The sequence below is a fragment of the Pectinatus haikarae genome (assembly GCF_015732185.1).
Taxonomy (GTDB): Bacteria; Bacillota; Negativicutes; order Selenomonadales; family Selenomonadaceae; genus Pectinatus; species Pectinatus haikarae.
The window spans coordinates 54,667-66,534 of the sequence record NZ_WIQM01000015.1; the positions used below are offsets into that span (position 1 = coordinate 54,667).

15 protein-coding genes and 1 riboswitch are annotated in these 11,868 nt (G+C 40.8%); of the genes, 6 read left to right on the forward strand and 9 right to left on the reverse strand.

Annotated features, from left to right (window positions below):
* Nucleotides 1-151: 151 nt before the first annotated feature.
* Nucleotides 152-329: riboswitch (cobalamin riboswitch) on the forward strand.
* Between the two features lie 54 nt (nucleotides 330-383).
* The 6 genes from I6758_RS09550 (at nucleotide 384) to sufU (ending at nucleotide 6,603) form a co-directional block, all read left to right on the forward strand.
* The gene (locus I6758_RS09550; RefSeq protein ID WP_196605037.1) at nucleotides 384-1,340 is read left to right on the forward strand and encodes an L-lactate dehydrogenase; all 957 of its coding nucleotides are present in this window, start codon (nucleotides 384-386) and stop codon (nucleotides 1,338-1,340) included.
* A 344-nt stretch (nucleotides 1,341-1,684) separates the two neighbouring features.
* Entirely contained in the window at nucleotides 1,685-2,449 is a 765-nt protein-coding gene (sufC, locus tag I6758_RS09555; RefSeq protein WP_196605038.1) for a Fe-S cluster assembly ATPase SufC, read from the forward strand.
* Nucleotides 2,442-3,860, forward strand: coding sequence for a Fe-S cluster assembly protein SufB (sufB, locus tag I6758_RS09560; RefSeq protein ID WP_196605039.1), 1,419 nt, complete (start codon nucleotides 2,442-2,444; stop codon nucleotides 3,858-3,860). Before sufC ends, sufB begins: the two co-directional genes overlap by 8 nt.
* Nucleotides 3,860-4,933, forward strand: coding sequence for a SufB/SufD family protein (locus I6758_RS09565; protein ID WP_196605040.1), 1,074 nt, complete (start codon nucleotides 3,860-3,862; stop codon nucleotides 4,931-4,933). The genes sufB and I6758_RS09565 overlap by 1 nt, the downstream gene beginning before the upstream one ends.
* On the forward strand, nucleotides 4,920-6,134 hold the full coding sequence (locus tag I6758_RS09570) for a SufS family cysteine desulfurase (protein WP_196605041.1): 1,215 nt from the start codon (nucleotides 4,920-4,922) through the stop codon (nucleotides 6,132-6,134). The genes I6758_RS09565 and I6758_RS09570 overlap by 14 nt, the downstream gene beginning before the upstream one ends.
* A complete protein-coding gene (sufU, locus tag I6758_RS09575) occupies nucleotides 6,121-6,603 on the forward strand; it encodes a Fe-S cluster assembly sulfur transfer protein SufU (RefSeq protein WP_196605042.1) in 483 nt (160 codons plus the stop codon). The genes I6758_RS09570 and sufU overlap by 14 nt, the downstream gene beginning before the upstream one ends.
* Nucleotides 6,604-6,656: 53 nt before the next feature.
* On the opposite strand, the gene I6758_RS09580 is transcribed toward sufU, so the two are convergent.
* The 9 genes from I6758_RS09580 to I6758_RS09620 form a co-directional block, all read right to left on the reverse strand.
* Nucleotides 6,657-7,724: a tartrate dehydrogenase gene (locus I6758_RS09580; RefSeq protein ID WP_330998045.1), complete on the reverse strand. Its 1,068-nt coding sequence runs from the start codon at nucleotides 7,722-7,724 to the stop codon at nucleotides 6,657-6,659.
* Nucleotides 7,725-7,905: 181 nt separating this feature from the next.
* Nucleotides 7,906-8,247: a 50S ribosomal protein L17 gene (rplQ, locus tag I6758_RS09585; protein WP_196605044.1), complete on the reverse strand. Its 342-nt coding sequence runs from the start codon at nucleotides 8,245-8,247 to the stop codon at nucleotides 7,906-7,908.
* 11 nt (nucleotides 8,248-8,258) lie between these two features.
* The gene (locus I6758_RS09590) at nucleotides 8,259-9,218 is read right to left on the reverse strand and encodes a DNA-directed RNA polymerase subunit alpha (RefSeq protein WP_196605045.1); all 960 of its coding nucleotides are present in this window, start codon (nucleotides 9,216-9,218) and stop codon (nucleotides 8,259-8,261) included.
* 61 nt (nucleotides 9,219-9,279) lie between these two features.
* Nucleotides 9,280-9,867 carry a 30S ribosomal protein S4 gene (rpsD, locus tag I6758_RS09595; protein WP_196605046.1) on the reverse strand — a complete coding sequence of 196 codons (588 nt, stop codon included), beginning with the start codon at nucleotides 9,865-9,867 and terminating at the stop codon, nucleotides 9,280-9,282.
* 20 nt (nucleotides 9,868-9,887) lie between these two features.
* Complete coding sequence (gene rpsK / locus I6758_RS09600; RefSeq protein WP_196605047.1) at nucleotides 9,888-10,277, reverse strand: 30S ribosomal protein S11; 390 nt, start codon at nucleotides 10,275-10,277, stop codon at nucleotides 9,888-9,890.
* 12 nt (nucleotides 10,278-10,289) lie between these two features.
* Nucleotides 10,290-10,664, reverse strand: a complete 375-nt coding sequence (gene rpsM, locus I6758_RS09605) for a 30S ribosomal protein S13 (protein WP_196605048.1) — start codon at nucleotides 10,662-10,664, stop codon at nucleotides 10,290-10,292.
* Between the two features lie 18 nt (nucleotides 10,665-10,682).
* Nucleotides 10,683-10,796, reverse strand: coding sequence for a 50S ribosomal protein L36 (gene rpmJ, locus I6758_RS09610; protein WP_196605049.1), 114 nt, complete (start codon nucleotides 10,794-10,796; stop codon nucleotides 10,683-10,685).
* A 46-nt stretch (nucleotides 10,797-10,842) separates the two neighbouring features.
* Nucleotides 10,843-11,061, reverse strand: coding sequence for a translation initiation factor IF-1 (gene infA, locus I6758_RS09615; RefSeq protein WP_132548291.1), 219 nt, complete (start codon nucleotides 11,059-11,061; stop codon nucleotides 10,843-10,845).
* 150 nt (nucleotides 11,062-11,211) lie between these two features.
* The gene (locus I6758_RS09620) at nucleotides 11,212-11,856 is read right to left on the reverse strand and encodes an adenylate kinase (RefSeq protein ID WP_196605050.1); all 645 of its coding nucleotides are present in this window, start codon (nucleotides 11,854-11,856) and stop codon (nucleotides 11,212-11,214) included.
* Nucleotides 11,857-11,868: the final 12 nt, after the last annotated feature.

The window sequence follows — 11,868 nt, forward strand, 5'->3', positions numbered from 1 at the left end:
CTGTAATTTATCACTAATGTCTTTGTGATAAGATCCTAATTTTTTGATAAAGTCTTCTCTCTATTGACATTTTTTTTGCCATATGCAACAATGTCGATGTAGAATTTATTATGTTGATTTATTAAAATCCATAAACTAATATAATAGATCTATTATTGTCTAAGGAACAGGTGTCAGCGACTTAATAGAGAATCCGGGAAAAATAAACCGGAGCTGTCCCGCAGCTGTGATGCGGAGTAACCTGCAGGGACCATTGAGGTATTAACCTTGAGAAGGTGCAGGACGCAATGAAGCAAAGCCAGAAGAACTGCCTGTTCATCAGTCACCATACCGTAAATTTATGTATGCGGTACACCTACGAGTGATAGGGAGGAGAATTTTCTATGATTAACAAGGGTAAAATCGTGATCATCGGTGCCAGTAATGTCGGTTCGGCAATACTGAATAAAATAACCGATTTTCAGTTGGCGTCCGAAATAGTCCTGCTGGACATAAACGCCGACAAAGCAAAAGGTGAGGCGCTCGACGCCAGCCACGCCACTTCGTGCATATACAGCACGAATATCAATGTGCATGCAGGCACCTATTCCGACTGCAGGGATGCCGGTATAATAATTATTACCGCAGGTCCCAGTATCAGACCCGGTGAAACACCCGATCGTTTAATATTGGCAAAAACCAACATCAAAATAATGAACAGCATTATGACCGAAATAACCAAATATACCAAGGATGCTATGATAATCGCGATAACGAATCCTCTCGATGTGGCAACGTACTATATTTCCACTCATTTTGATTACCCGCGCGAGAAAATAGTCGGCACCGGAACAATGCTGGAAACATTTCGTTTCAGACGCATTCTGGCGGATCATTACCACGTCGACCCCAAAAACATTCACGGTTATATTCTCGGAGAGCACGGCAATTCTGCTTTCACGGCATGGAGCACTGTTAATATAGCAGGTATGCCTCTTGAACATCTCGATGAGTGTTTCAATTTTTCTCAAAAGATAAACCGACAGGCAATTGAGGATGAAATCGTTCAGGTTGCCTATGATATAATAAATCTAAAAGGCTGGACCAATACCGGCATAGCCATGGTAGCCTGCCGCTTCATAAAGTCCATCCTATATGACGAACACACTATTTTGCCCATGTCAGCGGTTTTTGAGGGAGAGTACGGACTGCGTGACATTGCTCTGAGTATCCCTCGCATGCTTTGTGCGGAGGGGGTTGTAAAATCGTTTGAAGTAAAGCTGACCGAGACTGAACAAAATTTACTGTTCAGTTCTGCTGCCAGTGTAAAAAATGCTTTATCCTGCTGCAAAAACCTGTAAGCAGTTTATCATATTTTGCCATTTTGTACGCCTTATACTTTTGTATAAGGCGTTATTAATTTATAAAATAAAAAACTACTGTATCGAAAGCCTTTATTTATAAATACCTATATATCTATTATTTATATTTATAAGTAAAAGGCTCTCGAGAACAGCAATTTTTCTGTTATTTTTGCAATAAATCATTTTTAGATATAAAAGTGAAAAAATAACTATTGTTTATATCTTATCATAGTAGTATAATATCATCAATGAGCTATACACTAATTTAATCATATTATAAGATTTTATTCAATAAACCTTACATCAAATCACTTAGTCAAATTTGAAGGAGAGTTTTCAATATGAGCGATAATTTACTTGAAGTAAAAAATTATTCAGTTGCCTCTACAGACAACGTACCTATACTGCATTCATTGAATCTTACTATAAAAAAGGGAGAAACTCATGTTCTTATGGGCCCTAATGGTGCGGGGAAATCCACTTTCGGCTCGTCGCTTCTATCCAATCCGGCTTACAAGCTCACTGATGGCAGTATTTTTTTTGAAAAAGAAAATATAACGGAACTATCTACCGATAAAAGAGCTAAGAAGGGCATTTTTCTGTCCTTTCAGGCGCCTGTCGAAATACCGGGAATTTCTCTTTATAGTTTTCTGCGGGCTGCTGTAAAGAATGCGGAAACTCCATTGACAGGAAAACTTTTCCGCAAAAAGCTCAACGAAATATTAAAAGTCTTAGACCTAAAACAGGAATATCTTGAACGCGATCTCAATGTCGGTTTTTCCGGCGGTGAGCGAAAAAAAGTAGAAATGCTTCAGCTTCTCATGCTTTCTCCCAAAATGGCTGTTTTAGATGAAACTGATTCCGGTCTTGATGTGGACGCTGTCAATATCATGCTCAAGGGTATCAATGAATTCCAGCAGACGGACGAAAAGGGAATGCTCATAATTTCACACAATATGCATATTTTAAATCGGCTCAAGATAGATAAAGTACATATTCTTGTAAAAGGCCGTATTGTAGCCGACGGCGGCAGTGAATTGATACAGGAAATAAATGAAAACGGCTTTATTCGTTTTGAAAATCAGGCGGGTGATGGAAATGTCTGATATTTCAACTAAGAATTCGTCAATAACTGATGTCAATCGCAGCTTATATGATTTTACAAAAGAAGAAAAAGACGTAGAAAAACTCGCCAGCGGCCTTACAGAAGAAATAGTCCGTCAAATAAGTGCAAAAAAGAATGAACCGGCATGGATGCTTGATCATCGTCTCAAGTCTCTGCAAATATATAATGAATTAAAAGTTCCCAATTGGGGCCCGGATATTTCCGGACTTGACATAAATAATATTGTTACCTACGTTCGTCCCAATACTAAAATGGCGGCAAAATGGGATGACGTTCCCGAAGATATTAAAGACACTTTTGAACGTCTTGGCATCCCCGATGCTGAACGTACATCACTCGCAGGCGTCGGCGCACAATATGATTCAGAGTTGGTTTATCATAACATTCAGGAATCAGTGGCTGAAAAGGGTGTAATCTACAGCGGTATTGAAGAAGCTTTAAGCGGTCCATATGCCGAAATGATAGAAAAACATTTTATGAAGCTGGTCCCTTCCACCGATCACAAATTTGCTGCTCTGCACGGAGCCGTCTGGTCTGGCGGTTCATTTGTCTATGTGCCTCCATATACGGACGTTGAGATTCCCCTGCAGTCTTACTTCCGTTTAAATTCCCCCGGAGCCGGGCAGTTTGAACATACTCTCATCATCGTCGATAAGGGTGCGCGCTTGCATTTTATCGAAGGCTGCTCTGCACCGAAATATAACGTCGCCAATCTTCACGCCGGCTGCGTTGAATTATTTGTCGGTGAAGAAGCTCATTTAAGGTACTCGACCATTGAAAATTGGTCCAAAAACATGTATAACTTAAATACTAAACGAGCAAAAGTAGAAAAAAACGGCGTTATGGAATGGGTATCCGGGTCCTTCGGTTCACATATTTCATATCTATATCCCATGACTATTTTAAATGGTGAATATGCAAAATCAGAATTTACCGGTATAACATTTGCAGGCGAAGGTCAAAATCTTGACACCGGTACAAAGATACTGCATAACGCACCTCATACTTCTTCTGTCATCAGTACAAAATCTCTTTCTAAATCCGGCGGTATCAGTACTTTCAGAAGCGCCGTCACCGTGACAGAAAAAGCTCATAAAAGCAAAACCAGCGTTTCCTGTCAATCGCTTATGCTAGATGACAAATCACGCTCTGACACCATTCCTTTAATGGACGTCCGCTGTAATGACGTCAATGTCGGTCATGAAGCTTCCATCGGCCGTATTGACGATGATGCGGTCTTCTATCTGATGAGCCGCGGGCTCAGCGAAGAAGAAGCAAAAACGCTCATCGTCAATGGCTTTGCCAATCCTATATCAAAAGAACTGCCCTTGGAATATGCCGTAGAAATGAATAATCTCATACGTCTTGAAATGGAAGGGAGCATAGGCTGATGTATACTGCACTTAACGCAAATAAACTTCCTGTTCTCACATGGAACCGTTTCAATGTAAACAGCAAAGAGCTTCATTTGTCAAACGAACCAGACTCCGCAGTCACTCCCAAGATTATTACAGACAATGATGCTATTAAAATAAATGATAATCGTACACTTGACGATATCGTCTTTTCCGGCAGTGACAAAAAAACTGAAGCATATATACTGAAAAATGCTTCAGTGACAAAATCTATAATTGTTCCCCAAAACAGCACCTTGGCAGCACCTCTCATTTTTGACCTGACACTGCAGCCGACTGATAAGCTTACAGGTATTTTTGACATAAGCCTTGAAGAGAACAGCTCCGCCAACATAATGATCTCGGTAAGCTCTCTTGCACAGAGTACCGCACAATATGCCGATCTTATCAGAGTACATGCAGCAAATGGTGCTTCACTGAAACTCACCTGTCTGCAGCTGCTGGGAAGCTCAGCTGTATCCTTCAATAACATTGTTTCCCGTCTTGAAAACGATGCCAAAATCAGCATACTGCAAATTCCTTTGGGCGCGGGAACTGCACTTGCCTCCGCAACAGCAGATCTGCGGGGATATCATTCATCCGCCTCAATACGATCTGACTATATCGGTCACCTTGAGCAGGATATTGATCTTAATTATGTGGTACGCCATTACGGCAAAAAAACTCTCTCTGACATAAAAATGACCGGATTGCTTTCGGATGCAAGCAGGAAAACAGCCCGTGGTACCATAGATTTTCACCGAGGCTGCAAGGGTTCATCCGGCAACGAAAGCGAAAATGTACTCCTTTTGAGTGAAAAAGCGAGAAACAAAAGCGTTCCTTTGATTTTATGCGATGAGGATGATGTAGCCGGTACGCATGGAGCCGCCATTGGCACATTGGATGAGGATCGTTTCTTTTACCTGAAATCGCGCGGTATTGATGAGAAAGCTGCCCGACAGCTGTTTCTTGATTCTGCTGTCTCCCGTTTGAAAAATCTATTACCAGAAATACTAGCGGCAAAAATCGATAACTATAGTAAGGAAGTGCTTTTTAATGAATCAGTATAAAAATTTTTTCCCCATTATGCGCCACTATAAAGATCTGGCATATCTTGATAATGCTGCTACCAGTCAAAAGCCGGATATGGTCATAGATGCCGTGGCTGATTATTACAAACAGGAAAATGCAAATCCGTTGCGCGGTCTGTATGAACTTTCCCAAAAAGCCACTGATGCTTACGAAAATGCCCGCAAAAAAATTGCTGAATTTATCGGCGCCGCAAAACAGCAGGAAATTATTTATACAAGAAACGCTTCCGAATCACTCAATATAGTAGCTTATTCGCTTTCTGATCTTCTTTTGTCCAAAGATGATGAAATACTTATTTCCGTCATGGAACATCACAGCAATATGCTTCCATGGCAGCAGGCCGCAAAACGGCATCAGGCAAAACTGGTTTATCTGTATCCTGATAAAAATGGACTTATAACAATAGATGAATTAAAAAACAAACTTTCTGCAAAAACAAAAATACTGTCTCTGACACAACTTTCAAATGTGCTGGGGGCGGAACAAAATCTGAAAGAACTCATAAAAATAGCTCATGCCAATAAAACCATCGTTTCTGTTGATGGCGCACAGGCTATTCCTCACAATAAAATAGATGTTCAGGCTCTTGATTGCGATTTTTATTCTTTTTCCGGTCATAAAATGTATGCGCCTATGGGGATAGGCGTCCTCTATGGCAAAGAAAAATATCTTGAAGAAATGCCTCCGTTTCTTACCGGCGGTGAAATGATCGATTATGTAGATGAACAAAGTGCCACTTTCGCTGAACTGCCTTATAAATTTGAAGCCGGCACACAGAATGTCGGCGGAGCTGTGGGTTTATCGGCCGCAATTGATTTTATGGAGTCAATCGGTTATGATACTATTATCAAAAGAGAAACTGAGCTGGGTCGTTTTGCGGGAGAAGAACTTAGCAAGCTTCCATATGTTACGATATACGGTGATAATGACTTTTCCCAGCACCATGGAGTTATTGCTTTCAATATTGAAGGTATTCATCCTCATGATGTCGCTTCTCTTATGGATTCCGGCAACGTTGCCATACGCGGCGGACACCACTGTGCCCAACCGCTCATGCGCTATTTAAAATGCAATTTTTGCTGCAGAGCAAGTATCGCTTTTTATAATGATGAAGAAGATATCACCAAACTTATCAACAGAACAAAATACATAAGGAGTTATTTCAATGGCGCTCAATAATATTTACAATGAAATTCTTATGGAGCATAATACACATCCTGACCATAAGCATAAGCTGTCTGTAAGCAGTGATTGCAAAACAGCCATCAATCCGAACTGCGGCGATGAGGTTTTAGTAAAAAAAGGAATCAATCCCAGCTGCGGTGATGAAATAGTATTAGAACTCAATATTGAGGACGATATTATAAAAGATGCTGCTTTTAACGGACAAGGCTGTGCCATCTCACAAGCATCGACCGATATAATGGCCGACCTGATAATCGGCAAGAAAATCGATGAAGCCGTAGAATTAACTGATTTATTTATAAAGATGGTACGCGGCGAGGAAAAAGATGAAGAAAAGCTGGAACAATTGGACGAGGCAATGGCATTAAAGGATATTGCGCATATGCCCGCACGAGTAAAATGCGCAGTTTTGGCCTGGCACACATTAAACGAAATGCTCAAGGAAAAAAAGACTGCTGAATAATCCCCATCTGATAAGGAAAACTCTGATCATAAATGATCGGAGTTTTCTTATTTTCACAGCAGAATCATTTGCCGTATTATCTCTGCCCCAACCTCTTCAGTTGATGCGCTGCCGCCGAAATCAGCTGTCAGAACAGTCTTTTCTGTCAAAACTTTTTCCATGGCGAGGATAAGTTTATTACTCCATACCTTTTTGCCAAAAAATTCCAGCATCTGCGAAGCTGACCAAATTGCTGCCATAGGATTTGCCACTCCTCTACCTGCAATGTCAGGAGCGGACCCATGTATAGGCTCAAACATAGACGGATATTTTTTATCCGGATTAATATTAGCTCCGGCTGCCAGCCCCATTCCTCCTGCAATAGCGGCTCCCAGATCAGTTAATATATCACCAAACAAATTTGAAGTGACAACAACTTGAAAACGCGCCGGATCTTTTACAAAAAACATAGCTGCTGCATCTACCAAATATGTATACTGTCTGACATCAGGATATTCTTTTCCTACATCACGGAATATTTCATCCCAGAATACCATTGAATAGTTCAGAGCATTTCCCTTACTTATACTTGTTATTGTTTTCTTTTCACGTCTGGCCAATTCATATGCATAGCGAATTATTCGTTCTGTTCCTTTACGGGAAAATACACTGGTCTGTAAAACTACTTCCTGCTCTTTTCCCTTATAAAGCCAATCACCTGCACCCGCATATTCACCTTCCGAATTTTCTCTTACTACGACCATATTTACGTCTTCACGCCTTACTCCTTTTATGGGACAGGGAACTCCATTCAGCAGTTTAATCGGCCGCAGATTAACATATTGGTCAAAACCCTGCCGTATCTTGATCAGCAGATCACGCAGAGATATATGATCCGGCACATTTGGAGCACCCACTGCACCAAGATAGATAGTGTCAAATTTACTCAAACGTTCCAATCCGTCATCATCCATGACCTTTCCTGTTTTGCAAAAATATTCACATCCCCATGGAAAGTATTCAAATGAAAAAGCAAACCTGCCATCCAGTTCTGCCACCTTTTTTAAAACCTTTATGCCCTCAGCTATTACTTCCGTACCGATTCCATCGCCAGGTATAACTGCAACATTGTATTCTTCCACATTAAGCGCCATCCTTTCATTGTATTATCTTTAAAGTAAACTTTATTAATAAAAAAATCAATAGTTATTTTAAAATAATACAACATAGCTATATTGGGATAAAAAAATAAGAACCGCCAAAAGACAGTTCTTATAGATATCAAGTTTATCATTGACAGGCATCACCTGCAATAACAAGTTTTTATTTTACTAGTTCAAGAATAACCATCGGAGCGGCATCACCGCGGCGAGGACCAAGCTTAAGAACACGTGTATAGCCGCCTTGACGTTCACTATACGAAGGTGCTGTTTCATCAAACAATTTTTTGATTACCGCTTCATCAAGCAAATCTGCAGCTATCTGACGGCGAGCATGTAAATCACCACGTTTAGCCAAAGTAATCATTTTTTCAGCAAGAGCACTGATTTCTTTCGCTTTGGCTTCGGTTGTTTCTATACGTTCATATTTAAATAACGAAGTCAGCACACTGCGGAAAAGAGCACGACGGGCACTGCTGTCACGACCTAATTTTCTGTAAGCCAATTTCTTTCCTCCTATTCTTCATTATGTGAAAGTGAAAGACCAAGTTCTTTCAGCTTATTTCTCACTTCATCAAGTGATTTACGTCCTAAGTTTCTGACCTTCATCATATCGTCTTCGGATTTTTGGACAAGATCAGCTACTGTATTAATTTCTGCCCGTTTAAGACAATTGAAGGAACGAACCGATAAATCAAGATCTTCGATAGTCATTTCCATTACTTTGTTTGCATCATCTTCTTCATTTTCCAAAAAAGTGCTTTCTGATTCATTTTCTTCTTCTGAACAGCCTGCCATACTTTGGAAAAGTTTAAAATGTGCAATCAATATACTTGCAGATTTACTTATAGCTTCTTCTGGCCGCAGCGAACCGTTAGTCCATACTTCCAGAGTCAGCTTATCATAATCTGTGACATTTCCTACACGAGTATCCGCTACAGTATAATTCACTCTTTGAATAGGGGAAAAAATTGAATCTATAGGAATAACACCGATAGGCTGATCGGCTCTTTTATTCTTATCGGCCGGTACATAACCGCGTCCGCGTTCAACAGTCATTTCTATTTTGAGTGAACCGCTTTCGTCGACAGTTGCTATATGCAGATCGGGATTTAATATCTCAATGTCAGCGTCAGCTTTAATGTCAGCACCGGTTACTTCTTTTTCACCTGTGACATCTATACTGATCGTATGCGGTTCATCATTATGCATTTTGAGGCACAACGATTTGAGATTCAAAATGATATTAGTGACATCATCCCGCACACCAGGTATTGTAGAGAATTCATGAAGCACACCATCAATTTTTATTGATGTTATCGCAGCCCCCATCAAAGAAGACAAAAGTATGCGGCGCAGCGAATTACCGAGAGTAGTCCCATAACCACGTTCAAGTGGTTCACAAATGAACTTACCGTATTTTTGATCTTCACTTATTCCTACAATTTCTATTTTCGGCTTTTCGATTTCGATCATCTAAGGTTCCCCTCCTTTATTCTATGCACATAAAGTGCCACAATATGACCAATATGACATATTATCTGGAGTACAATTCGACGATAGCCTGTTCGTCTACTGGAACATCGATTTCATCGCGATTAGGAAATCTGCTGACAGTGCCGCCTAATTCACCAGCACTGAGCCAAGCCGGAACACTCAGTTTATTGCCTGATTCAGCAATAGCTTTGAACAATTCGCTTGAACGGCTGCCTTCTTTTACACCCACTATATCATTTGCTTTAACAAAAGCAGACGGAATATCAAGACGTTTGCCGTTGATTGTAATATGACCGTGTGTAACCATTTGTCTTGCTTGACGGCGTGTATTGGCAAGGCCCAAACGAAATACAACATTATCAAGGCGCCTTTCCAGTAAAATCAAAAGATTTTCACCGGTAACTCCCTGCATTTTTTTAGCTTTATCATAACAAAGGCGGAATTGTTTTTCCAATACGCCGTATATAAATTTTGCCTTTTGCTTTTCTTTGAGCTGCATACCGTATTCACTTACCTTGCGGCCTGTGCGGCGAGGCTGGCGCTTGGATTTTTTGCCAAGACCAACAACAGCAGTTTCTATGCCCAAAGAACGGCATTTTTTCAGAGACGGTACTCTATCAATTGCCATTTATCTATTTTTCCCTCCTATTATACTCTTCTGCGTTTTGGCGGACGGCATCCGTTATGCGGAATTGGGGTTACATCCTTGATCATATTCACTTCAAGACCTGTAGCCTGAAGAGAACGGATAGCTGCTTCACGGCCTGCTCCCGGTCCCTTTACATAAACTTCTACCTGTTTCAAACCATGTTCCATGGCTGCTTTTGCAGCTACTTCTGCTGCCATCTGCGCTGCAAACGGAGTGCTTTTGCGTGATCCTCTGAAGCCAAGACCGCCGGCACTTGCCCAGGAAAGAGCGTTGCCGTTTTTGTCAGTAATGGTAACTATTGTATTATTAAAAGTTGATCGAATATGGGCTATGCCATATTCAATATTTTTACGTTCCTTTTTTTTCGGACGAGATTTACTTGCTGGCAATTCTAACCCTCCTTATGCTTCTTTCTTCTTACCCATAATGGTCTTTTTAGGACCTTTTCTCGTACGCGCGTTATTTTTCGTATTCTGTCCGCGTACAGGGAGTCCGAAACGATGACGTCTGCCACGATAGCAGCCTATTTCAACTAAGCGTTTAATATTGAGTGATACTTCACGACGAAGATCACCTTCTACAGTATAACTTTTTTCAAGCGTTTCACGAAGTTTGGCTACTTCATCTTCAGTCAGATCGCGAGAGCGAGTATCAGGACTGATTCCTGTGACTGCCAAAATATCACGTGCCGACTTCGGGCCGATACCAAAAATATATGTTAAAGCGACTTCCATTCGTTTATCGCGTGGTAAATCTACACCGGCAATACGTGCCATATATTAACACACCTCCTATTATCCTTGTTTTTGTTTATGCTTAGGGTTTTCGCAAATGACCATTACATGGCCCTTGCGTTTAATTATTTTACATTTTTCGCAAATGCGTTTCACTGATGGTCGTACTTTCATTGCATTTACTCCTTTCAGCAATATTCCTATAATCCCGGTAAGCCGTTTATTTAAATCTGTAGGTAATACGGCCTCTCGTAAGATCATACGGCGTAAGCTCAATCGTAACCTTATCACCCGGCAATATGCGGATAAAATTCATACGAATCTTGCCGGATACGTGAGCTAAAACGACATGGCCGTTTTCCAGTTCTACCTGAAACATTGCGTTTGGTAATGCTTCAAGTACTCTACCTTCAACTTCAATTACATCTTGTTTAGACATGAACCTGCTCCCTTTCGAATAAAGGTTGGGCGAACTAATTTTTCAGGCAACCTTTTTTCTAAGGAACCATCCTTGCCCAACATTATTGCAATGAATTGTCTTAATAGTGTCTTCACAAAACTACTATCCGACATAAACTTTTCCATTATATCAGCCGCGCAGTACAGCCACAATGTCGCCATACACCTTATCCATCGACTGTCTGCCATCAATTTTCTTATATAGATCTGCATCTTTATAATACTCGATAAGAGGCTTTGTTTGCTCATCATAAACCGACAGGCGGTTTTTCATAGTGATCTCACTGTCATCAGCACGCTGATAAAGCTCCCCACCGCAAAGATCGCAAATGCCTTCTTTAAGAGATTTTTTAAACTTTATATGATACGTTGCACCACATTTTCTACATATCCGGCGTCCCACGGCTCTTTCAACAAGGTCCTGTGCAGGCACGTCTATATTGAGAGCACCTGTGAGCTTCAAACCTAATTCATCGATTATCTCGTCAAGATTCTTCGCCTGCTCCACTGTCCTGGGAAATCCATCAAGAATAAATCCCTTTTTACAGTCCACCTGAGAAAGACGTTCTTTGACTATACCGATGGTGATATCATCAGGTACAAGCTTTCCCTGATCCATGCAGGCTTTTGCTTTTTTCCCAAGTTCAGTCTGATTTTTAACTGCCGCTCTAAACATATCACCCGTAGAAATATGCGGTATCTTAAATTCTTCAACTAATTTTGCCGCCTGCGTACCTTTACCGGCACCAGGAGGTCCCATTAACAGAATGTGCACAATAAAATTCCT

Excerpts from the sequence above, each read along its gene's own strand:
- I6758_RS09550 (WP_196605037.1), top strand. The coding sequence starts at position 384 with ATGATTAACAAGGGTAAAATCGTGATCATCGGTGCCAGTAATGTCGGT.
- sufC (WP_196605038.1), top strand. The coding sequence starts at position 1,685 with ATGAGCGATAATTTACTTGAAGTAAAAAATTATTCAGTTGCCTCTACA.
- sufB (WP_196605039.1), top strand. The coding sequence starts at position 2,442 with ATGTCTGATATTTCAACTAAGAATTCGTCAATAACTGATGTCAATCGC.
- I6758_RS09565 (WP_196605040.1), top strand. The coding sequence starts at position 3,860 with ATGTATACTGCACTTAACGCAAATAAACTTCCTGTTCTCACATGGAAC.
- I6758_RS09570 (WP_196605041.1), top strand. The coding sequence starts at position 4,920 with ATGAATCAGTATAAAAATTTTTTCCCCATTATGCGCCACTATAAAGAT.
- sufU (WP_196605042.1), top strand. The coding sequence starts at position 6,121 with ATGGCGCTCAATAATATTTACAATGAAATTCTTATGGAGCATAATACA.
- I6758_RS09590 (WP_196605045.1), bottom strand. The coding sequence starts at position 9,218 with ATGATCGAAATCGAAAAGCCGAAAATAGAAATTGTAGGAATAAGTGAA.
- rpsD (WP_196605046.1), bottom strand. The coding sequence starts at position 9,867 with ATGGCAATTGATAGAGTACCGTCTCTGAAAAAATGCCGTTCTTTGGGC.
- rpsM (WP_196605048.1), bottom strand. The coding sequence starts at position 10,664 with ATGGCACGTATTGCCGGTGTAGATTTACCACGCGATAAACGAATGGAA.
- rpmJ (WP_196605049.1), bottom strand. The coding sequence starts at position 10,796 with ATGAAAGTACGACCATCAGTGAAACGCATTTGCGAAAAATGTAAAATA.
- infA (WP_132548291.1), bottom strand. The coding sequence starts at position 11,061 with ATGTCTAAACAAGATGTAATTGAAGTTGAAGGTAGAGTACTTGAAGCA.